This is a genomic window from Winslowiella arboricola (assembly GCF_025527015.1).
GTDB lineage: Bacteria > Pseudomonadota > Gammaproteobacteria > Enterobacterales > Enterobacteriaceae > Erwinia > Erwinia arboricola.
The window spans coordinates 927099-948266 of record NZ_JAODIM010000043.1; the positions used below are offsets into that span (position 1 = coordinate 927099).

A 21168-nucleotide genomic window follows, 5' to 3' on the forward strand; every position below is an offset into this window, starting at 1 on the left:
TTTAGCGCTGCAGGAAGAGATTGCACACGCGCATCGTCTCCCCCGCGGTTGCTCGCTGCTGAGCGATGATCTGTTGCGGATGTGATTTCAGCGTCAGCCATTTCATCGCAGCACCGCGCAGGCGCGCTCAAAGCGCGCTTTACGTTCGGCAAGTCCATGCTGCCCGCCGTTAATTATTCGGGTAACCCGCACAATATTCCCCTGATAGCGGCTACAGCCTTTCGACTGCCAGAACCAGGCCGCCGAACGTACGGCTTCCCGCTCCTGCTCCAGTATTTCGGGATTTGCAACCAGATCGAGTTTTAACGCGTTACCGCAGGCGCGATAGTTATCCCGAAAGGTGATCTGTAAATAGCCGCGTCCGCGATATTTCCAGCCATCCCCAACGGCTGAATTACCGAGCCGCCCCTGGTAAACCAGATTGGCAATAGCCTTTTGCCGGATTAATGGCAACGCAGGCTCGCCCTGGCGGCGCCCCAGCGCTTGCGCCTGCGCCCGTGAAATACGGTACGGGACAAACAATTCCTGCAACGTTTCCACGCTGTAGTTAAAGTTTTCAGTTGTAGCCATAAAGCCGTTAGATTCATGTCCGGTCTGCGCGATAAACATCGCCTTATCGAGCGGCGTCGCAATATCCGATAATTCCATTGATTCGACAAAGTACGGAAATAAGCGCGTAGCCATTACGACGCTGATATTAGCCGCCTGCTGAAACTGGTTAACATCCATAGTCATTTCCCTGAATTATCGATCCCTGCGCGACGCGCGATGACCGCTACGGCGATATTCCGTAAACGATCCGCGCCGACAAAACCCACCAGCGCGCCGACAAACGCACCGGAACTGGCAGGAAGGCCGAAATACTCCAGTGATGCCGAAATCGTCAGCGCGAATATGCCGCAGATCATTGCCCCGGTAGCAGTAAAGAGTCTGGATTTTCCGGCGCGTACATCGATCAAGGCTGAGATGCATAATGCGCTGAGGCCGGCATACAGCGAGGGGAAATTAGCCGACATCCATTTCAGTGTATGTTCAAGCAGACCCGAGTCTTCTGAACTCATAATCTCCTCCGCACCAGGATGGTGCTTATTGCGGGCATAAAAAAGCCCCGGCGGATGGCCAGGGCATTTTGACAATAATTCAGGTAAATCCCTTGCGGGTGCATCTTTGCGAAGGATAGCTAAAGTTAACCACTTTGCGTGCAACTTTTCAAACGAAATCTTCCGCTATTTGTGTCGAACGCGTCACAGATTGGCAAATACAGCATCGATTCGGCGAGATTTAACCATACGTCGATGCGGTTCACACATGTTCTCAGAGACCACCCGGGATGCCTGACATTGAGTTCGCGCGCCATCTGTTTTTTACTTTTGCCCCGACCGATATAGCGTTGATGAAGTACGCTGAGCAAGGGTTGTTGATCGATAAAAATCTCGCCTATTACCCGATCGATAATCATCGCCTCAGTATCGCTACAAAATGCCAGACCGCTTTTATATTTACTCTTCAGCAGATCATCCAGATAGATAGCCAGTTCATCCCGGGTCAGCCCGGATTTTTTCAGACTGAGTAAAATCTGGTTGATCGCCTTTTTACTGATTGTTTCTGATACGAGAAGTTTATTAAACATATTGACGAAGGTGGCGCTGCCTGTATATGACCAGCGTCCCCACAGGCGTAATTTCCCCTGTATCCAGACCGTTTCCAGCGTATTCAGACGGTATTCGTCACCTGCAAATCTCCCGCTAGTGGAGGGATATATCATGCCCCCTCCTCATGCATCAGGATAATTCGATTGCTATTAATAAAGCGAAGCTGTGCCATCATATCCTCCGAAGGCACAGCAGTGACACAATACTGGTTGTTCAGGCCAGCTTATTCGGCAGTATAACTACCATCAACAACGGATTCAATGTGATAACCGACCGCTCGGGTTATTTCTATAAATTCCCTCACAGTGGCAATATATTCACTGTCCGTTAAGAGCCGCATTGAAATTATTTGTCCGTTAGCCATATTTACTACAATACGGCCGTTTGCAGGGAGATTGCGGATTAAAGTTCTTCTCTTGATCATATGATCTCTCCTTGAGAGTAACCATCTTGCTGTTGGTTCCTTACCAACCCGCTAAAAAAATAAGGCATCTGGCTACCGCAGTACAAATAGCCGGGGTGAAAGATACTTATTTTTACTACACGTTATTCAATAATATCTGTTCGGTTATTATTAAATAGTTAATGAATCAATTATAATCCGCTTGTCTTTCCATAGCCGATCAACTGCCATATGGACGCCACCACCATCACCAAAAAGCTTCGCGATTAATGCCTGGCGTTTTTATCCTGTTACCCCCTGAATCCCTCAGGTATTGAGTAATCAGGCTCCGGCAAACAATCAAGGCCTCCTTTGCCACAGGCAGTACTAACCTGCCAGGCATTGGCAAACTCCCTGCCCGCGCCCAGAAAACGCTGGGTTTGCATCACAAACGCCGTCCCGATCTGCCCCTTTGCTTCACAAAACTTAAGGTATCGCCTTGTTCCCTCCAGCATGGCGGCGTCGCTAATTCCTTCCCGCCTGCGCGCCTTCCAGCATGACAGGGCATTTATTTTATTATTGCTGCCCTCCCGCGCCGGGTATTGCTGCCAGAGCGTTTCGAATTCATCCGGGTATTTTTTTTCGACAGCTGGCGGCACAATGTTATTATTACTTTTAGTTTCTTTCTCTCTCTCTTCCTCTGGTAACCGTTTTTGATCGTGGCGGCTAACGCCAGCAGCGTTACCACTGCGTTTCCCCTGCCGGTGTTCGCTGACGCGTCGGTTAGTAAGCGCCCGTTTTTTCGAGGAGTTACCGTTATGGCGTTCGAAATTGGGGAAAATCATTGCCTGTTGCGACTCAAGCAGCCAGCCAGCCTTTATCAGCGCACTGGCAAACCCGCTGGTAAAGGTGATCCGGTCAATTGCAGTTTTGGTAACGCTCATAGTGTTACAGCTGGTATGGCCATCAACGGTTTGCTGATCGGCCCAGGCCCAAAGGCGCACCAGCTTGCCAAGCACAGCATCCGGGTCCAGCTTCAGAATTTCGGCTATCTGGTAAATCTCGGGCTTATCCGGGGTGATCACTTCAATCTTTATCCAGCTCGATGCCATAACAACCTCTGTGAAGCGGCTCTGTAACGCTGCCAGCGTTACCCGATACGTATCGTGTCGCTATGGCGAGACAGATCTTCAGATGCATATACCCTCCTTGCGCGCACTGAAATTTACTAAACACTAAACTAAACATCAAGCGTTTGCTTATTTGGCCTTTTCTAATCAAAATGAGATATGGACATCAGAGAAATCAGGCGCACGCGCCTCAGACAGTGGTTTAGTGGTCAGCCACTCCCCGAAAAAGAGAAGAGCTATTTATCGCAACTGATAAACGGCAAATCCTCTTTTGGTGAAAAGGCTGCGCGGCGCATTGAGCATGATTACGGCATGCCGCTTAAGCACCTCGACAGCGTTAGCAGTAGCGATAAAGAGTCAGAAAACATTGAGTTAGATGAAAATGAAAAGGCGCTGATTGCCTGTTTTCGTCGTTTCCCCGATGCAGGTAAGCGCGAGATGATGGCTCTGTTCAGAGACAAGGCGGAAGAATACGACCGGCTTTTTGATGAGCTGGCAAAACTGCGGCAGGCTGCTAAAAACTAACCACCCCTCTCTTTTTTGATAACCGGCTTAATGCCGGTTTTTTTGGTTCCTCAACAACTATCACCCACCAAACACTTTACTTAATGTTTAGTATTTAGTAAACTCAGCTTAACAAAGCCCACCCCGTTACAAACTGAATACGCCGGGACAAGACCCCGAGTTATCCCGGTGCAGTTTGAGGCAAAGTAGCCAGCCTGAGGCAGATGAACATGACGGCAGGGGTGATTTTGCAAGATTTGGCAGACATAACGCAGCAGTGACACACTTCAGTTCTGACAGCGTGAAAGAACGCATACGGGTTTAGGTTCACTATCTTTATCACTCATGATCGAAGGTAACAGGAGGAAGAAACGGCGCCGACCTTTCATAAGCAACGATCGCTGTCAGAACGCTGATAGCGGAATCAGCGGATCGATACGCAAGAATTGCTGGGGCATAAATCGTCCAGGCAGGAAGTGGTGTTGCTGAATATGAACATTATCGCTCAGTCCGGGTGGTGGCCTGGGATAGCTGGCGATTGATCAGATCGCTTAACCCGGACTGAGTTCCCTTCAAATGATCTCATCTCTGGCGATGTTATTTAGTCGAGAGTTCGCTTCGGACGATTGCTGCGCCTGCACTTAAAGCGTTTAGCTTGCCTCTTGCTACCCGACGAGATAATGGGGTCATGCCACAATTGGTAGAAGGATAGAGCTTATCGGCATCCACAAACTGAAGTGCTTTTCGCAAAGTATCGGCCACTTCCTCTGGTGTTTCAATGGTATTGGTAGCCACATCAATAGCCCCTACCATGACTTTTTTACCGCGAATGAGTTCAATGAGATCCATTGGAACACGAGAGTTTTGACATTCCAGTGAGATTATATCGATATCAGATGTCTGCAGTTTGGGGAATATTTCTTCATATTGCCGCCATTCTGACCCCAGAGTCTTTTTCCAGTCGGTATTGGCTTTGATGCCATAGCCATAGCAAATATGTACAGCGGTTTCGCATTTAAGTCCTTCAATTGCTCTTTCTAAAGCGGCAATTCCCCAGTCATTTACCTCATCAAAAAAAACATTAAATGCTGGCTCATCAAACTGGATAATATCGACACCCGCCGCCTCTAACTCTCTGGCTTCTTGATTGAGAATTTTAGCGAATTCCCAGGCTAGTTTTTCGCGGCTTTTATAGTGGCTATCATAGAGTGTATCTATCATAGTCATCGGACCCGGCAGTGCCCATTTAATCGGTTGTGTAGTTTGCTGACGTAAAAATCGGGCATCTTCAACAAAAACGGGCTTCTGGCGACTCACCTCACCAACCACTGTCGGTACACTCGCATCATAACGATTACGAATTTTAACAATCTCGCGTTTCTCAAAATCAACGCCGCTGAGGTGCTCAATAAACGTCGTGACAAAATGTTGGCGCGTTTGCTCGCCATCACTGACAATATCAATACCTGCCTGCTGTTGATCTTGCAGGCACAAACGCAGAGCATCGTGTTTGCCCTCAATCAGTTCCTGATCTTGCAATTTCCACGGTGACCAAAGTGTCTCTGGCTGTGCAAGCCAGGAGGGTTTAGGCAAACTGCCTGCAGTCGAAGTGGGTAACAATATTTTCATAACAGGTGACCTTGTGTTTTGGTTAATCAAAGAACGTAATCAGCGGACCATTGCTCAAGAATAGTTCGGTAAGGTTTAATGAAGTGCTCTTCAGTAAACTTTCCCTGCTCAATCGCTAACTGGCTGCGTTCTTCGCGATCATAAACAATCTGAGTTAATGCATAATCCTGGCTATTCAGGCTTGGTTGATACTCTTTTCCTGCTGCTGAATTAGCGTTGTAAATTTCAGGTCGGTAAATCTTTTGAAAAGTCTCCATCGTGCTGATGGTACTGGTCAGCTCAAGATTCGTATAATCGCTGATTAAATCACCAACAAAATAAAAAGCCAAAGGTGCAACGCTACCTGGCGGCATAAAATAGCGTGCCCGTAAACCCATTTTTCTGAAATAGTGATCGGTCATGGACGGTTCGTTCTGCTGGTATTCGACGCCCAGTACAGGATGCTGATTTTCAGTCTGGTGATAGGTGTTTTTACTTGAAACACTCAGACAGATGACAGGCGGCTTATTAAAGTGCTCTTTGTAAGCAGCCGAATTAACGAAACATTTAAATATCTTTCCATGCAAATCGCCAAAATCATCAGGCGTGCTAAATTCGCTTTTATTCTTGTTGTGCTCTGACAGTAATATGCTGAAGTCATAATCTCGCACGTAAGAGGAAAAATTATTCCCTACTATTCCTGCTATACGCTCGTTGGTTGTTTGATCAACAATATTCGTTTTCAATATTTCAATCACCGGGAAGGTGTCGCCCTTGCCTTCCAAATCCATCTCAACGGAAATAATTTCAAGTTCAACAGAGTAACGATCCCCTTCGGGGTTATCCCAATGCGCAAGGCTATTGAAACGATCATCAATCATCATTAAGGCATTGCGCAAATTCTGCTGGCGCTTGTTGCCTCTGGCCAAATTGGCGAAATTGGTAGTAATACGCGTATTTTCGGAGGGGTTATAATTTTCATCGAAAGAAATGCTTTTGATAGTAAAGGTAAATTCTTTATTCATCGCGATCTGTCATCCTAATTTCTGATATAAAACCTGAATTTCATTCTTATTCAGCACGTCAAAATTTTATTTTCGGGTTTTCTTATTCAGCAGTCTTCATATTGTCTGGCGCTAATAGCTGTACGTACTTTATGCCAGAGTCATTGGTTGAGTAAAAGTGATTTAATTTCATTGAAGCATGAGTCATATTCATGTTGAGGTGTGGGGTCAGGTCGGCATTGTTGCAGAGCCCCAGCCCCACAGGCATCCACGGGGTCACGTGGCATTGGTGCGGGAAAAGCATTGATTGAGGCTATAGGTGATAAGGCCCGGGAAAAATCATGGTCAAAAGTAGATTGGGTTACCAGAGAATCTAATCCGGCCAGGGTATTGTATGACAATGCTTGCCGAACTGGATGATTTTGTCCGCTATACCATTAACCTTTAAGTTCAGGAACAGTCAAGGCCGATATGTTGGGGAGGTTTTGGGGAAGGCTGAAAACACATCAGGCCAGCCAGAGGTTACCCCTGACTGGCCTGATTAAGAGCAAGCAGAATTACATATGCTTAATCATAGCATCGCCAAACTCTGAAGATTTCAGCAGCTTAGCGCCGTCCATCAGACGTTCAAAATCGTAAGTGACGGTTTTCGCTGCGATAGCGCCTTCCATCCCTTTGACGATCAGATCGGCGGCTTCAAACCATTCCATATGACGCAGCATCATTTCTGCAGACAGAATCACTGAACCTGGGTTCACTTTATCCTGACCTGCATACTTCGGTGCGGTACCGTGGGTGGCTTCGAACAGCGCACACTCGTCACCAATATTTGCGCCCGGAGCAATACCGATACCGCCAACCTGTGCCGCCAGGGCATCAGAAATGTAGTCACCGTTCAGGTTCATACAGGCGATAACGTCATACTCGGCCGGACGCAGCAGGATCTGCTGCAGGAACGCATCGGCGATCACGTCTTTTACCACGATCTCTTTGCCGGTATTCGGGTTCTTGATTTTCAGCCACGGGCCGCCATCGATCAGTTCACCACCAAACTCTTCACGAGCCAGCTGGTATCCCCAATCTTTAAACGCACCTTCGGTGAATTTCATGATGTTGCCTTTATGTACCAGCGTCACAGAGTCACGATCGTTAGTGATCGCATACTCAATGGCGGCACGCACCAGGCGCTTAGTCCCTTCTTCTGAACACGGCTTAATACCGATACCGCACTGCTCAGGGAAACGGATTTTCTTCACACCCATTTCTTCTTTCAGGAACTTAATCACTTTATCTGCTTCCGCAGAACCCGCTTTCCATTCGATACCTGCATAGATATCTTCAGAGTTTTCGCGGAAGATCACCATATCGGTCTCTTCCGGGCGTTTTACCGGGCTTGGTGTACCCTGGTAGTAACGTACCGGACGCAGACAGATATAGAGATCGAGTTGCTGACGCAGGGCAACGTTCAGAGAACGAATACCGCCACCGACCGGGGTGGTCAGCGGGCCTTTAATGGCAACGCGATATTCTTTGATCAGATCGAGGGTTTCTTCTGGCAGCCAGACATCCGGGCCATACAGTTCGGTGGACTTCTCACCAGTATAGATCTCCATCCAGGAGATTTTTCGCTCGCCGTTATAGGCTTTCTGTACTGCGGCATCAACCACTTTGATCATCACTGGTGAAACATCAATCCCAATACCATCGCCTTCAATAAAAGGAATGATAGGGTTATTCGGAACAACCAGTTTTCCCTGATCCAGGGTGATTTTTTGACCTTCAGCCGGAACAACTACTTTGCTTTCCATTAACCTCTCCTTCGAGCGCTTTTTTTGTTAATGACTTGTAAGATGCGCGTCAATACTACTCGAATATTAACTCCGCGCCAATCACCTCGGGTTTGCGTTATAATGCGCCTATTGTCACAAACTGCAAAGACCATGCCTAAAACTCCTGTTAAAAATCACCGCGTTAAACGATTCAGCCAAAGTGCTGACGCCCGGCGTACGCCAAAAGGCCCACGCCGGGTGCTTGTTTTTAATAAACCTTTTGATGTACTGCCGCAGTTCACTGATGAAGCGGGACGCGCGACGCTAAAAGATTTTGTCCCGGTGAGCGAAGTCTATGCCGCCGGTCGTCTCGATCGTGACAGCGAAGGCCTGATGGTGCTGACCAACGACGGCGCGCTACAGGCAAAGCTGACGCAGCCGGGTAAAAACACCGGGAAAATCTACTATGTCCAGGTGGAAGGTGTGCCGGAAGAGCAGCATCTGCAGCCGCTGCGCACTGGGGTTAATCTGAAAGATGGTCCCACCCTGCCCGCAGGCGTCGAGCGGGTGGCGGAACCTGCCTGGCTTTGGCCGCGTAATCCGCCGATTCGTGAGCGCAAAGCGATTCCCACCTGCTGGCTGAAAATTACTTTATACGAAGGCCGTAATCGCCAGGTGCGCCGCATGACCGCGCATATCGGCTTCCCGACGCTGCGACTGATTCGTTTCGCGATGGGATCCTTACAGCTGGGCGATCTGCCCCCCGGCGAATGGCGTGATATCAGCGCCGAAATTAGCGGCTGAAATCGATAACCGCAGGTTAATCATCACGGAGAACACCATGTTTAAACCTCATGTTACCGTCGCCTGTGTAGTACAGGCCGAAGGCCAGCTGCTGGTGGTGGAAGAGACGATTAACGGCGTCGCGACCTGGAATCAACCGGCGGGTCACCTGGAAGCGGATGAAACCCTGATTCAGGCTGCCGAACGCGAACTACTGGAAGAGACCGGCATCCAGGCGTCGCCACAGTGGTTGCTGCGTATTCATCAGTGGATCGCGCCGGATAATACGCCGTTTCTGCGTGTACTTTTCGCCCTCGACCTGCCCGCGATCCTGCCGACTACCCCGCAGGATAGCGATATTGACCGCTGCTGGTGGCTGCCACCGGAGCAGATCCTGCAAGCCAGCAACTTGCGTTCGCCGCTGGTCGCGGAAAGCGTGCGTATCTGGCAGCAGCCGGAACGCCATCCGCTGACGCTTTTACAGGCGTTTCAATGGCCGTTTTGCGAGGGTGCGCCCGCCCGCGACGCGTGATAGAATACGCCGCTTGTTTTATTCCTTATTTCCTTATCGTGAGTGTGTCATGTCTGACAACAGCCAGAAAAAAGTGATCGTCGGTATGTCCGGCGGCGTCGACTCTTCCGTTTCCGCCTGGTTACTGCAACAGCAGGGCTATCAGGTTGAAGGCCTGTTTATGAAAAACTGGGAAGAAGATGACGGTGAGGAGTATTGCACCGCCGCTGAAGATCTGGCTGATGCACAAGCGGTATGTGACAAACTGGGTATGCGCCTGCATAAGGTCAACTTCGCCGCCGAGTACTGGGATAATGTGTTTGAGCATTTTCTCGAAGAGTACAAAGCCGGTCGTACGCCAAACCCGGATATCCTGTGCAATAAAGAGATTAAATTTAAAGCCTTCCTGGAATTCGCCGCTGAAGATCTTGGCGCGGACTTTATTGCGACCGGCCACTATGTGCGCCGTCAGGATGTCGATGGCAAAAGCCGCCTGCTGCGCGGTCTCGACGACAATAAGGACCAGAGCTACTTCCTCTACACCTTAAGCCACCAGCAAATCGCCCAGAGTCTGTTCCCGGTTGGCGAGCTGGAAAAGCCGGAAGTGCGCCGCATTGCCGAAGAACTGGATCTGATCACTGCCAAGAAAAAAGACTCCACCGGTATCTGTTTTATCGGCGAGCGCAAATTCCGCGACTTCCTGGGCCGCTATCTGCCTGCGCAGCCTGGCGCCATCGTCACCGTCGATGGCCAGACTGTCGGCGAACATCAGGGTCTGATGTACCATACCCTCGGCCAGCGTAAAGGGCTGGGCATTGGCGGCATGAAAGAGAGTAACGACGATCCGTGGTATGTAGTGGACAAAGATGTCGCCAATAACCTGCTGGTTGTCGCCCAGGGCGGCGAACATCCGCGCCTGATGTCGGTTGGCCTGATCGCCCGCCAGCTCGACTGGGTCGATCGTGAGCCCCTGCGCGAACCGCTGCGCTGCGTGGTGAAAACCCGCTATCGCCAGGCGGATATCCCTTGTGTGATCAGCCCACAAGACGACGGTGCGATTGAAGTGCGTTTTGACCAACCGGTTGCTGCGGTTACTCCCGGTCAGTCAGCGGTCTTTTATCTGGATGATGTCTGCCTTGGCGGCGGCATTATTGAACAGCGTTTACCATTATTGTAGGGGCAGCGTTATCGCGCCGCCCGTGCCAAAGATTTGCACAGCATCAAATGCGCGCGACGCGTAAACAGGAGTAACCGTGGCTAAGAATTATTACGATATCACGTTAGCGATGGCTGGCATCTGTCAGTCAGCGCATCTGGTGCAGCAGCTGGCTCATCAGGGGCATTGCGACAGCGAAGTCCTGAAAGTTTCGCTGCAAAGTCTGCTGGATTTAAACCCGTCATCAACGCTGGCGGTATATGGTAATAACGAAGCCAACCTGCGCTTTGGCCTCGAAAGCATGCTGGCGATCCTTAACACCAGCAACCGTCAGGGGCTGGGAGCCGAACTAACGCGTTACACACTGAGCCTGATGGTGCTGGAGCGTAAGCTCAACAGCAATAAGTCGGCGCTTAACGAGCTGGCCAGCCGCATCTCCCAGCTTGACCGCCAGCTGGCCCATTACGAACTGGAATCCGACACGCTGATGAGCGCGATGGCGGCGATTTATGTCGATGTTATCAGCCCGCTCGGCCCGCGCATTCAGGTCACCGGTTCGCCGGCAGTGTTACAGAATTCACAGATCCAGAGCAAAGTGCGCGCCACCCTGCTGGCGGGCATTCGTTCTGCGGTACTGTGGCAGCAGGTTGGCGGTGGCCGCCTGCAGTTAATGTTTTCCCGTAATCGCCTTGCTAATGAAGCAAAAAGAATTTTAGCCAATATCACCCCGGCAGATATCCCGGCAGAATAACGCCGGGGGTTCAGCCCAATACCTTGTTAACGATCCAGGAGTTGCACTGATGGAATTATCCTCTCTGACCGCCGTCTCACCTGTCGATGGTCGTTACGGCGACAAAGTCAGCCCGCTGCGCGCTATTTTCAGCGAATACGGTTTGCTGAAGTTCCGCGTTGAGGTTGAAGTTCGCTGGTTACAGAAACTGGCCGCGACCGCAGAGATCAAGGAAGTTCCTGCATTTGATGCCGACGCAAACGCTTACCTTGATGCTATTGTCGCTAATTTCAACGAAGAAGACGCCGCGCGCATTAAAACCATTGAGCGCACCACCAATCACGATGTAAAAGCGGTGGAGTACTTTCTGAAAGAGAAAGTGGAGTCAGTGCCAGCGCTGCATGCGGTTTCTGAGTTTATTCACTTCGCCTGTACCTCTGAAGATATCAACAACCTGTCACACGCACTGATGCTGGAAACCGCACGTCGCGATGTTATCGCGCCGTACTGGCAGCAACTGATTGCCGCCGTGAAAGACCTCGCGCTGCAATATCGCGATATTCCCCTGCTCTCCCGCACCCATGGTCAGCCTGCTACGCCTTCAACCTTAGGCAAAGAGATGGCCAACGTGGCGTACCGTATGGAACGTCAGCTGCGTCAGCTGGAGCGGGTAGAAGTGCTGGGTAAAATCAACGGTGCGGTGGGTAACTATAACGCCCATATCGCCGCATACCCGGAAGTGGACTGGCATCAGCTGAGCGAAGCATTTGTCACTTCACTGGGTATCACCTGGAACCCGTACACCACCCAGATTGAGCCGCACGACTATATTGCTGAGCTGTTTGACTGCATGGCGCGCTTCAACACCATCCTGATCGATTTCGATCGCGATGTGTGGGGCTATATTGCGCTGAACCACTTTAAGCAGAAAACCATTGCCGGTGAGATTGGTTCTTCCACCATGCCGCATAAAGTTAACCCGATTGACTTCGAAAACTCCGAAGGCAACCTGGGTCTGGCAAATGCGGTTATGCAGCATCTGGCCAGCAAACTGCCGGTCTCCCGCTGGCAGCGCGATCTGACGGACTCCACCGTCCTGCGTAACCTCGGTGTCGGTGTCGGCTATGCGCTGATCGCCTATCAGGCGACGCTGAAAGGCATCTCTAAACTGGAAGTGAACCGCGACCGTCTGCTGGACGAGCTGGATCATAACTGGGAGGTGCTGGCAGAGCCGATCCAGACCGTAATGCGCCGTTATGGCATTGAAAAGCCTTATGAGAAACTGAAAGAGCTGACGCGCGGCAAACGTGTGGATGCGGCGGGTATGCAGACCTTTATCGACAGCCTGGCGCTGCCGGAAGAGGAGAAAACACGCCTGAAACAGATGACGCCGGCAAATTATATCGGTCGGGCTATTCAGATGGTTGATGATCTGAAATAATGTCCTGCGGGCTGGCGCAAGTCAGCCCATGTTAACCTGTTGTTTAGCTGCTTTAACCTATACTCGGCATATATTATTAGTGTTTTCATAAAGGAAAGGCTTATGCGCGTGTTGGTTGTGGAAGACAATGCCCTGCTGCGTCATCATCTGGCGGTACAGTTGCGGGATATGGGACATCAGGTTGATGCCGCTGAAGATGCCAAAGAAGCAGATTATTTTCTCAATGAACATACCCCGGATATCACACTGGTTGATTTGGGTCTGCCCGATGAAGATGGCATGACGCTGATCCGCCGCTGGCGTACCCAGGAAGTGAAGCAACCGATCCTGGTGCTGACCGCCCGTGATGGCTGGCAGGCCAAAGTGGCCGCGCTGGAAGCTGGCGCCGATGACTATGTCACCAAACCTTTTCATATTGAAGAAGTGGTTGCACGCATGCAGGCGCTGATGCGGCGTAACAGCGGGCTCGCCTCGCAAATTATTACTCTGCCTCCCTTCCAGGTCGATCTCTCACGTCGTGAACTGACCATCAATGAGCAACAAATTAAGCTGACCGCCTTTGAATACACCATTATTGAAACGCTTATCCGTAATAACGGCAAAGTGGTCAGTAAAGATTCGCTGATGCTGCAACTCTATCCGGATGCCGAACTGCGTGAAAGTCACACCATTGACGTGTTAATGGGCCGTTTGCGTAAGAAAATCCTCGCGGAACACCCGCAAGATGTGATCACCACTGTGCGCGGTCAGGGCTACCGCTTCGACCTCTGAGCAATGTCACTGCTGCGACGCTTTATTCCCTACTCGCTACGCGCCCGATTTCTGCTGGCAACCGCCGCAGTTGTGCTGGTTCTCTCACTCTCCTATGGCATGGTCGCGGTCGTCGGCTATGTGGTCAGTTTTGATAAAAATACCTATCGGGTGATGCGCGGTGAGAGCAATCTGTTCTTTACCCTCGCGCAGTGGCAGGATGGCAAATTATCCATCGCCCAGCCGGAGCGCATGACGCTAAACTTTCCGACGCTGGTGTTTATCTATGACGAACGCGGCCGCCTGCTGTGGCAACAGCGCGATGTGCCGGAAATCAGCAACAAGATCAAGCCAGAGTGGCTGCGTAAACCTGACTTCTACGAAATCGATACCAATAGCAGCACCAGCCGCGAAGCACTGGGCAATAACAAAGATGCGCAGAGCAAACTGCATGCCTACGATGATGACGGCAGCAGCTCTTTTACCCACTCGGTCGCCGTGAATCGCTACGATGCCACCACTAACCTGCCCGCGCTGACCATTGTAGTCGTCGACTCGATTCCGCAAGAGCTGCAACAGTCGGATATGGTCTGGGTGTGGTTTAACTATGTGCTGCTGGTGAATCTGCTGCTGGTGATCCCCTTGCTGTGGCTGGCGGCGCACTGGAGTTTGCGGCCGATTGGCGAACTGGCCAGCCAGGTACGCGAACTGGAAACCGGCATCCGCGAAACGCTTGATCCCTATCCGCCGCAGGAGCTGCGCAGTCTGGTGCGCAATCTCAACTTGCTGCTGGATAACGAGCGCCAGCGCTATACCCGCTACCGCACCACCCTTTCCGATCTGGCCCACAGCCTGAAAACGCCACTGTCGGTGTTGCAAAGCACCCTGCGCTCGCTGCGCGGCAGTAAAACATATTCGATTGAGCAGGCCGAACCGCTGATGCTGGAGCAGATCAGCCGTATCTCGCAACAGATTGGTTACTATCTGCATCGCGCCAGTATGCAGGCGGACCACAATCCGCTGAAGCGCGAACTGCATTCAGTATCGGCGCTGCTCGACAGCCTCTGTTCGGCACTCAATAAAGTCTATCAGCGCAAAGGGGTCTCCCTGTCGCTGGATCTGTCGCCGGAAATCACCTTTGTCGGCGATCCAACTGACTTTATGGAAGTGATGGGCAATATCCTCGATAACGCCTGTAAATATTGCCTGGAATTTGTAGAGATCTCCGCCCGCCAGACCGATAACGCGCTCTATCTTATTGTTGAGGATGACGGGCCGGGCATCCCGGAGAGCAAACGCGATCTGATTTTTGTCCGCGGTCAGCGTGCCGATACCATGCGTCCCGGACAGGGCTTAGGTTTAGCGGTGGCGCGCGATATTCTGGAACAATATGATGGCGATATCCTCACCGGCACCAGTGAGCTGGGTGGCGCACGCATGGAGGTGGTGTTCCAGCGTCAGGAAGTGGTACACAGCGGCGAATAGCGAAAGCTGCACTGCAACTTAACAAGCGAAGGTATATACTTCCAGCAAATTACCGCCTGAACTGGAACGTTATATGGATTATCAGCTTGATCTTAACTGGCCCGATTTTATTCAACGCTACTGGCAGAAACGCCCGGTAGTACTTAAGCGCGGCTTTAAAAATTTCGTCGACCCTATCTCTCCCGATGAGCTGGCCGGTCTGGCGATGGAAAATGAAGTCGACAGCCGCTTAGTCAGCCACCAAGATGGCAAATGGCAAGTCAGCCATGGCCCGTTTGAGAGCTATGACCATTTAGGCGAGAGTAACTGGTCGCTGCTGGTGCAGGCGGTGGATCACTGGCACGAACCCTCTGCCGCGCTGATGCGCCCTTTCCGTTTTCTGCCTGACTGGCGCACCGATGATCTGATGATCTCCTTCTCGGTGCCGGGCGGCGGCGTTGGTCCGCATTTCGATCAGTATGATGTATTTATTGTACAGGGCACCGGCCGCCGTCGCTGGCGTGTCGGCGAGAAACTGCCGCTGAAACAGCACTGTCCGCATCCTGATCTGCTGCAGGTTGAGCCGTTTGACGCCATTATCGATGAAGAGCTGGAACCGGGCGATATTCTCTATATTCCGCCTGGTTTCCCGCATGAAGGCTATTCACTGGAAAACGCCATCAACTATTCCGTCGGCTTCCGCGCACCAAGCGGACGTGAACTGATCAGCGGCTTCGCGGATTATGTGCTGGCGCGTGAACTGGGCAGTCACCGCTTCAGCGATCCGGATGTTGCCGCGCGCGATCGCCCGGCTGATATCCTGCCGCAGGAGATCGACGGTATCCGCCAGATGATGCTGGATGTGATTAACCAGCCAGAACACTTTAACCAGTGGTTTGGCGAATTTATTTCGCAATCGCGTCACGAACTGGATGTGGCGCCGCCGGAACCGCCATACCAGCCGGATGAAATTTACGACGCATTGCAGCAAGGCGATACCCTGACGCGTCTCGGTGGTCTGCGCGTACTGTGCATCGGCAGTGCGGTATTTATCAATGGCGAACAGCTGGAGAGCGCGCACACCGCAGCGCTGGCGGCGCTGGCCAATCAGCTGACGCTGGGTCTGGATGCGTTTGGCGACGCGCTGGACGATCCGTCATTCCTCGCCCAGCTGGCAGCGCTGGTAAACAGCGGCTACTGGTATTTCGGCGACGAATAAACCTCCAGGGCGGCGCTAATGCCGCCCTGACTTATTTTCGCACCGCCGCCAGCTCAGCAATGCGCATAATCACCGCCACGCTCTTCTCCATATTATCCAGTGAAGCAAACTCGTGTTTGCCATGATAGTTGTAGCCGCCGGTAAAGATATTCGGGCAAGGCAGCCCTTTAAACGACAGGCTGGCGCCGTCCGTGCCGCCACGAATCGGTTTCACTTCCGGCTCAATATCACAATCACGCATCGCCTGTAACGCCAGCTCGATAATGTGCGGATGAGCTTCCACCTTCGCGCGCATATTGTAATAGCTGTCTTCCAGCGTCACTTCAATGGCGCAATTCGCCGTTAATCCGCGGCTCAGACGCTTACCAATATCCTGCAGCGTTTTTTTGCGTGCGGCAAAATTATCCGCATCGAAATCGCGCACAATATAGTGCAGTTCGGCGCGCTCGACATTGCCCTTAATCTGATGCAGATGATAGAAACCTTCATAACCCGCGGTATGTTCCGGCGTCTCCTGCGCCGGGACTTCGCCATGAAAACGCAGCGCCAGCTCCAGCGCATTGACCATCACGCCTTTGGCTGAACCCGGGTGAACATTGTTGCCGGTAATCCTGATGGTTGCCGAAGCGGCATTAAAATTCTCAAATTCAAACTCGCCGACGCCACCGCCATCGATGGTGTAAGCCCAGTCCGCGCCAAAGGCCGCCACATCAAAGTGGGCGGTGCCCTTGCCAATCTCTTCATCCGGGGTAAACGCCACACAGATCTTGCCATGCGGGATATCGCCCTGCATCAGCCGCGCCATTGCGGTCATAATCTCGGCGACACCAGCTTTATCATCGGCGCCAAGCAACGTTTTGCCGTCAGTGGTGATCAGCGTATGACCAGTCAGCTGGTGCAGCACCGGAAACATCACTGGCGACAGGATCTCTTCACCGCTGCCCAGGGCGATATCGCCGCCACGGTAGTTCTCCACAATCTGCGGATTGACATTTTTCGCGGTAAAATCGGGCGAAGTATCCATATGCGCAATAAAACCGATCGCTGGTGTCGGCCACGCCACGTTGGATGGCATACTGGCCATCACGCAGCCAAATTCACTCAGCGTGACATCCTGAAAACCCAGTTGCCGCAACTCGTTCTGTAGCACTTCCGCCAGCCGCCACTGGCCGTCAGTACTGGGAACCTGGCGGGCATGACTTTTTGATTGCGTATCGTAAGAAACGTAGTGTAAAAAGCGATCGAGTAATCTGTCCATCTGTCGTCCCTCTGAGTGCCTGCCCATTATTATGGTGAGCCTTGCCAGTGAAAGTATTGCGTAAAGTCATAAGCGACTAACGTTAATATGGATTTATTAGCGTAATTGTAGTGGCCATTGCTGCCGTGGAAGAGACCAGCATGAAGAAAAAAGAGTTTGTCACCCAGGATCTGCTGAGCAAGATTTATCAGCAAAGCTCGCCACCGCTGAATAAACTGCCGCCGGAAAGGCAGCTGGCCGAGGAGTATGGTGTTTCGCGTTTTACCATTCGCCAGGCGCTGGAGAAGCTGGTCAGTATCGGCGTGATAAATGTGGTGCAGGGTTCCGGCATTTATATCAGCGAGCGCGCGCGCAGTAATCCGCTGGTGTATAACTCAATCACCGAAAAACGTTTCGACCAGATCGCCTTTCGGCTGATCAGTCTGCATAAAAAGTTGCCGGATAAAGAGGAGCGTCAGGTATTTGGCCTCGGTGAGCACGAGTATATCTGGCAATTCTGCCGCGTGCGCTATGTCGATAATCAGCGGGTGCAGATCGAAACCTCAAAGCTGCCATTTAGCGATTTCCCCGATCTTAACCAGCAGATTATCGAAAGCTCGATTCAGCAATATGTGCTGGGGCGCGGTTTGCAGATCTCTCATCTGCTGACCAGCTACCAGGCGATCAGCATCGACAAACAGCAAGCGGCGCTGCTGGCCTGCAAGCGGGGCCAGCCAGCGATGCAGATCAACAGCCGCGGTATTCTGGCGGGCGGACGGGTATTTGAGATCAGCGAGGTGATTGATATTAACTACTCCTGCACCTACGTGATCCCGTTTAACCAGGACAATCTGAGTTTTCGTCAGACGCACCCTTAAGGAGTATGCATCGCGCCATTGGGTAAACGGCTCTGCGTCCATTCATGCGGACGATACTCCAGCGGGAAGCTGCGCGCCGCTTCCTCATCAAAGCCGACGCCGATACCGGGCCGTTCGAGCGGATAGATATAGCCCTGCTCTGCCTGCGGCGCATTGGCAAATACGCTGCGGGTATTGGCGCCATAGGGATTAAACTCCTGGATCGCCGCATTATGCAGATGAATATTCAGATGCGTATTCACTGCACAACCGACAGGCGACATATCCGGCGGCCCGTGCCACGCCAGACGTACGCCAAATGCCTGACAAAGTACCGCCAGCTTCAGCGCCGGTGTAATCCCGCCCAGCTGCGACACATGGCAGCGGATAAAATCGATGCGACGATTAACAATCAGATCGTGCCACTCCGCCGGGTTGTTAAACAGTTCGCCCATTGCCAGCGGCACCGCCGAGTGCTGACGCACCTGCTCCAGCCAGCCGCTCTGCTGCGGCGAGACAATATCTTCAATAAAGTAAGGCTGGTACTGTTCCACCGCTTTAGCGAACTGCACCGCCTGCTGCGGAAACAGCCGCTCATGCACATCGTGCAGAATATGAAAACGGTGCTGATATTTCTCACGCAGCGCCTTAAACATCGCCAGCGTATTCGCCATATACTCATCCTGATCGTAATAGGCGCCGGGTGTTGGCTGGCGAGTGCTGTGCATGCCCTGCGGCGTACCGCCATAGAACCCCAGCTGGCAGCGAATATGGCGATGACCATCGGCGAGTAGCGCATCGATCTGCGGATAAAGCCCGGCCAGCGTCTCACTGGCGGCATGGCTGTAAACCGCTATCGCATCTTTGGATTTTCCGCCCAGCAGCTGATAAAGCGGCATCTGCGCCAGCTGACCTTTGATATCCCATAACGCCATATCAATCCCGGATACCGCATTGTTGATCACCGGGCCGTTACGCCAGTAGGCATTGACCATCATCATCTGCCACAGATCTTCAATATGGTTGGCGTCACGGCCAGTCAACAGCGGTTTCAGATACTCATCCACCATGGTTTTTACCGCCAGCGGACGCTGCTGGAAAGTGGCGCAACCGTAGCCTGTGATATTTTTACTGGTGGTGACGCGCACCACAATCAGGTTATGGCGATCCGGTTTGGTGATAAAGCACTCAATATTTTCTATCAGCGTTGGCAACATCGTAATCATCCCCGCGCCGGGCAGAGAATACCCGGTTACCGCATTAAATTTATCGCAATCGTTATTTACTATCGCCTTATTTCCGCCAGCAGGTAAACCTTTTTTTAGCGAATTTATTTTGGTTCGAAAAGCCGGATTATTACCAGAAAAAACCAGACCAATTTCACCCTCCGCGCTATTAACCGCCTGCATTGGTGCAAACTGTGACTGATATCAACTTTTATTGGTTTGTTTTGCTATGGGCGATTCTCTACTATCGTTCCGCGACACTCAGACAACAATAAGCACAGGGTCAGGAGCAGTTTTATGGGGAATACAGCGGCGGTAAATCGTATTATTCAGCTGGTTGGCGGTACAGATAATATTAATAAAGTCTGGCACTGCATGACGCGTCTGCGTTTTGATTTAATCGATGACAGCAAAATTAACCAGCAGGAAATAAAACAGCTGCCGGGTGTATTAGGGGCGCAGATTCAGAGCGATCAGTTTCAGATTATTATTGGTCCGCAGGTCAACAGCTGGTATCAGCAGCTCTCCGGTGTGCTGACGCCCGGCGACCGTGCGACAGCAGACAGCACGACAAAACAGAAAAAAGGGCTGATTTCGCTGTTTATGGACACGGTTTCCGGCGTCTTTGGTCCGATAGTCCCGGCCATTGCCGGTGCCGGGATGATCAAAGGTCTGCTGGCCGGGCTGGTGGCGCTACAGGTGGTTTCGGCGAAAAGCGATACGGTGGTGGTTATCGATCTGATCGCCAGTGGCGTATTCTGGTTTCTGCCGTTCTTTCTCGCGATCTCCGCAGCGAAGATGTTTAAAACGAACGAATATCTTGCCGCCGCCGTCGCTGCCTGCCTGATGTATCCGTCGTTGCTTGAAGCGGCCAAAGCGCTGGCAAACCACGCGCCCAACGCCGTCAGCGCGTTTTACTTTCTCGATATGATTCCGGTATCGGTGTTCAATTATGCCTCGAGTGTGATACCGGTCATCTTTTCCGTGCTGGCACTCAGCTATATCTACCGCTGGGTGGATGCCATCATGCCCGAGGTATTAAAAACCGTCTTTACCCCCACCCTGACACTGTTTATTACTGCGCTGGTGGCGCTGGTGATTATCGGCCCGGCCGGTATCTGGCTGGGTAAACTGCTGGCATGGTTTATTGAAGGTCTGTTTGGCGTCTCAGCCAGTTTTGCCGGATTGGTGGTCGGTGCAATTCGTCCGATTGCTATCCTTACCGGCATGCACCATGCCATGACGCCGGTTGCGCTGCAGAATTTTACCGATCGCGGCTACGATATGCTGATGCCGATGATGTTTATGGCCAATATGGCGATTGCCGGCTCGACGTTTGCCATCTGGCTGCACAGCAAAACGCGTCAGGAAAAGTCGGTGGTGCTTTCTGCGGCGATTTCTGCGCTGCTGGGCATTACCGAACCGGCGCTGTTTGGCGTGCTGACGCGCTATAAAAAGGCGTTTATCGCCGCCACGGTTGCCAGCTCACTGGCCTCGGCGTTTATTGCTTTCTTTGGCGTGCGTTTATACGGTTATATTTTATCCAGTATTTTCAGCCTGCCAGCCTATATCGGCCCGTACTTTATGTTTGCCCTTCTGGGCGTAGCACTGTCACTGGGATTATCTTTTGCCCTGACACTGTTACTGGTCGGCAGAAAATAACGCCAGCGGTCAATAAATCAGGCCATATTGACCCAGCCCGCTGGCTTTACTCAGGCGGGCTGCGACTTTTTCAGGTATCATCG

General features: G+C 51.8%; 21 protein-coding genes. 11 read left to right on the top strand and 10 right to left on the bottom strand.

Annotated elements, in window-relative coordinates:
* Positions 1-102: 102 nt before the first annotated feature.
* The 5 genes from N5923_RS21775 to N5923_RS21795 all read right to left on the bottom strand — a co-directional run bounded on the left by N5923_RS21775 (position 103) and on the right by N5923_RS21795 (position 3146).
* Positions 103-729, bottom strand: coding sequence for a glycoside hydrolase family 19 protein (locus N5923_RS21775; protein ID WP_267143994.1), 627 nt, complete (start codon positions 727-729; stop codon positions 103-105).
* Positions 730-731: 2 nt separating this feature from the next.
* Positions 732-1061, bottom strand: coding sequence for a phage holin, lambda family (locus N5923_RS21780; protein WP_267143993.1), 330 nt, complete (start codon positions 1059-1061; stop codon positions 732-734).
* 125 nt (positions 1062-1186) lie between these two features.
* Positions 1187-1765 (bottom strand): DUF1133 family protein, encoded by a 579-nt coding sequence (locus N5923_RS21785; protein WP_267143992.1) that lies wholly within the window; start codon positions 1763-1765, stop codon positions 1187-1189.
* A 110-nt stretch (positions 1766-1875) separates the two neighbouring features.
* Positions 1876-2076: a hypothetical protein gene (locus tag N5923_RS21790; RefSeq protein WP_267143991.1), complete on the bottom strand. Its 201-nt coding sequence runs from the start codon at positions 2074-2076 to the stop codon at positions 1876-1878.
* A gap of 269 nt (positions 2077-2345) precedes the next feature.
* Positions 2346-3146, bottom strand: coding sequence for a hypothetical protein (locus tag N5923_RS21795; RefSeq protein ID WP_267143990.1), 801 nt, complete (start codon positions 3144-3146; stop codon positions 2346-2348).
* A 177-nt stretch (positions 3147-3323) separates the two neighbouring features.
* On the opposite strand from N5923_RS21795, the gene N5923_RS21800 reads away from it, so the two are divergent.
* On the top strand, positions 3324-3689 hold the full coding sequence (locus N5923_RS21800; RefSeq protein WP_267143989.1) for a hypothetical protein: 366 nt from the start codon (positions 3324-3326) through the stop codon (positions 3687-3689).
* Between the two features lie 576 nt (positions 3690-4265).
* Here the strand turns inward: N5923_RS21800 and N5923_RS21805 are convergent.
* The 3 genes from N5923_RS21805 to icd form a co-directional block, all read right to left on the bottom strand.
* Positions 4266-5297: a methionine synthase gene (locus N5923_RS21805; RefSeq protein ID WP_267143988.1), complete on the bottom strand. Its 1032-nt coding sequence runs from the start codon at positions 5295-5297 to the stop codon at positions 4266-4268.
* 26 nt (positions 5298-5323) lie between these two features.
* On the bottom strand, positions 5324-6301 hold the full coding sequence (locus N5923_RS21810; RefSeq protein ID WP_267143987.1) for a DUF1852 domain-containing protein: 978 nt from the start codon (positions 6299-6301) through the stop codon (positions 5324-5326).
* A gap of 536 nt (positions 6302-6837) precedes the next feature.
* Positions 6838-8088 (bottom strand): NADP-dependent isocitrate dehydrogenase, encoded by a 1251-nt coding sequence (icd, locus tag N5923_RS21820; RefSeq protein ID WP_267143986.1) that lies wholly within the window; start codon positions 8086-8088, stop codon positions 6838-6840.
* A gap of 102 nt (positions 8089-8190) precedes the next feature.
* Between icd and rluE the strand changes: the two genes are divergently transcribed.
* The 8 genes from rluE to N5923_RS21860 all read left to right on the top strand — a co-directional run bounded on the left by rluE (position 8191) and on the right by N5923_RS21860 (position 16103).
* Positions 8191-8853, top strand: a complete 663-nt coding sequence (gene rluE / locus N5923_RS21825; protein WP_267143985.1) for a 23S rRNA pseudouridine(2457) synthase RluE — start codon at positions 8191-8193, stop codon at positions 8851-8853.
* Positions 8854-8890: 37 nt separating this feature from the next.
* Complete coding sequence (locus N5923_RS21830; protein WP_267143984.1) at positions 8891-9364, top strand: NUDIX domain-containing protein; 474 nt, start codon at positions 8891-8893, stop codon at positions 9362-9364.
* A 49-nt stretch (positions 9365-9413) separates the two neighbouring features.
* Positions 9414-10520 carry a tRNA 2-thiouridine(34) synthase MnmA gene (gene mnmA, locus N5923_RS21835; protein ID WP_267143983.1) on the top strand — a complete coding sequence of 369 codons (1107 nt, stop codon included), beginning with the start codon at positions 9414-9416 and terminating at the stop codon, positions 10518-10520.
* Positions 10521-10596: 76 nt separating this feature from the next.
* Positions 10597-11250, top strand: a complete 654-nt coding sequence (hflD, locus tag N5923_RS21840; protein WP_267143982.1) for a high frequency lysogenization protein HflD — start codon at positions 10597-10599, stop codon at positions 11248-11250.
* Positions 11251-11299: 49 nt separating this feature from the next.
* Positions 11300-12670, top strand: a complete 1371-nt coding sequence (gene purB, locus N5923_RS21845; protein ID WP_267143981.1) for an adenylosuccinate lyase — start codon at positions 11300-11302, stop codon at positions 12668-12670.
* 102 nt (positions 12671-12772) lie between these two features.
* Positions 12773-13441 (top strand): two-component system response regulator PhoP, encoded by a 669-nt coding sequence (phoP, locus tag N5923_RS21850; RefSeq protein WP_267143980.1) that lies wholly within the window; start codon positions 12773-12775, stop codon positions 13439-13441.
* Between the two features lie 3 nt (positions 13442-13444).
* The gene (phoQ, locus tag N5923_RS21855) at positions 13445-14905 is read left to right on the top strand and encodes a two-component system sensor histidine kinase PhoQ (RefSeq protein ID WP_267143979.1); all 1461 of its coding nucleotides are present in this window, start codon (positions 13445-13447) and stop codon (positions 14903-14905) included.
* 73 nt (positions 14906-14978) lie between these two features.
* Positions 14979-16103, top strand: a complete 1125-nt coding sequence (locus tag N5923_RS21860) for a ribosomal protein uL16 3-hydroxylase (RefSeq protein WP_267143978.1) — start codon at positions 14979-14981, stop codon at positions 16101-16103.
* Between the two features lie 31 nt (positions 16104-16134).
* On the opposite strand, the gene pepT is transcribed toward N5923_RS21860, so the two are convergent.
* Positions 16135-17361 carry a peptidase T gene (pepT, locus tag N5923_RS21865; protein WP_267143977.1) on the bottom strand — a complete coding sequence of 409 codons (1227 nt, stop codon included), beginning with the start codon at positions 17359-17361 and terminating at the stop codon, positions 16135-16137.
* A 140-nt stretch (positions 17362-17501) separates the two neighbouring features.
* Here pepT and N5923_RS21870 point away from each other — a divergent pair, with 140 nt between their 5' ends.
* Positions 17502-18218, top strand: coding sequence for a GntR family transcriptional regulator (locus N5923_RS21870; protein WP_267143976.1), 717 nt, complete (start codon positions 17502-17504; stop codon positions 18216-18218).
* Here N5923_RS21870 and N5923_RS21875 read toward each other — a convergent pair.
* Positions 18215-19414 carry an enolase C-terminal domain-like protein gene (locus tag N5923_RS21875; protein WP_267144212.1) on the bottom strand — a complete coding sequence of 400 codons (1200 nt, stop codon included), beginning with the start codon at positions 19412-19414 and terminating at the stop codon, positions 18215-18217. The genes N5923_RS21870 and N5923_RS21875 overlap by 4 nt on opposite strands.
* 306 nt (positions 19415-19720) lie before the next feature.
* On the opposite strand from N5923_RS21875, the gene N5923_RS21880 reads away from it, so the two are divergent.
* Positions 19721-21085 (top strand): PTS transporter subunit EIIC, encoded by a 1365-nt coding sequence (locus N5923_RS21880; RefSeq protein ID WP_267143975.1) that lies wholly within the window; start codon positions 19721-19723, stop codon positions 21083-21085.
* Positions 21086-21168: the final 83 nt, after the last annotated feature.

Coding starts and splice junctions, on each gene's coding strand:
- N5923_RS21775 (WP_267143994.1), bottom strand. CDS start 729: ATGGATGTTAACCAGTTTCAGCAGGCGGCTAATATCAGCGTCGTAATG.
- N5923_RS21780 (WP_267143993.1), bottom strand. CDS start 1,061: ATGAGTTCAGAAGACTCGGGTCTGCTTGAACATACACTGAAATGGATG.
- N5923_RS21785 (WP_267143992.1), bottom strand. CDS start 1,765: ATGATATATCCCTCCACTAGCGGGAGATTTGCAGGTGACGAATACCGT.
- N5923_RS21790 (WP_267143991.1), bottom strand. CDS start 2,076: ATGATCAAGAGAAGAACTTTAATCCGCAATCTCCCTGCAAACGGCCGT.
- N5923_RS21795 (WP_267143990.1), bottom strand. CDS start 3,146: ATGGCATCGAGCTGGATAAAGATTGAAGTGATCACCCCGGATAAGCCC.
- N5923_RS21800 (WP_267143989.1), top strand. CDS start 3,324: ATGGACATCAGAGAAATCAGGCGCACGCGCCTCAGACAGTGGTTTAGT.
- N5923_RS21805 (WP_267143988.1), bottom strand. CDS start 5,297: ATGAAAATATTGTTACCCACTTCGACTGCAGGCAGTTTGCCTAAACCC.
- N5923_RS21810 (WP_267143987.1), bottom strand. CDS start 6,301: ATGAATAAAGAATTTACCTTTACTATCAAAAGCATTTCTTTCGATGAA.
- icd (WP_267143986.1), bottom strand. CDS start 8,088: ATGGAAAGCAAAGTAGTTGTTCCGGCTGAAGGTCAAAAAATCACCCTG.
- rluE (WP_267143985.1), top strand. CDS start 8,191: ATGCGCCTATTGTCACAAACTGCAAAGACCATGCCTAAAACTCCTGTT.
- N5923_RS21830 (WP_267143984.1), top strand. CDS start 8,891: ATGTTTAAACCTCATGTTACCGTCGCCTGTGTAGTACAGGCCGAAGGC.
- mnmA (WP_267143983.1), top strand. CDS start 9,414: ATGTCTGACAACAGCCAGAAAAAAGTGATCGTCGGTATGTCCGGCGGC.
- purB (WP_267143981.1), top strand. CDS start 11,300: ATGGAATTATCCTCTCTGACCGCCGTCTCACCTGTCGATGGTCGTTAC.
- phoP (WP_267143980.1), top strand. CDS start 12,773: ATGCGCGTGTTGGTTGTGGAAGACAATGCCCTGCTGCGTCATCATCTG.
- phoQ (WP_267143979.1), top strand. CDS start 13,445: ATGTCACTGCTGCGACGCTTTATTCCCTACTCGCTACGCGCCCGATTT.
- N5923_RS21860 (WP_267143978.1), top strand. CDS start 14,979: ATGGATTATCAGCTTGATCTTAACTGGCCCGATTTTATTCAACGCTAC.
- pepT (WP_267143977.1), bottom strand. CDS start 17,361: ATGGACAGATTACTCGATCGCTTTTTACACTACGTTTCTTACGATACG.
- N5923_RS21870 (WP_267143976.1), top strand. CDS start 17,502: ATGAAGAAAAAAGAGTTTGTCACCCAGGATCTGCTGAGCAAGATTTAT.
- N5923_RS21875 (WP_267144212.1), bottom strand. CDS start 19,414: ATGTTGCCAACGCTGATAGAAAATATTGAGTGCTTTATCACCAAACCG.
- N5923_RS21880 (WP_267143975.1), top strand. CDS start 19,721: ATGGGGAATACAGCGGCGGTAAATCGTATTATTCAGCTGGTTGGCGGT.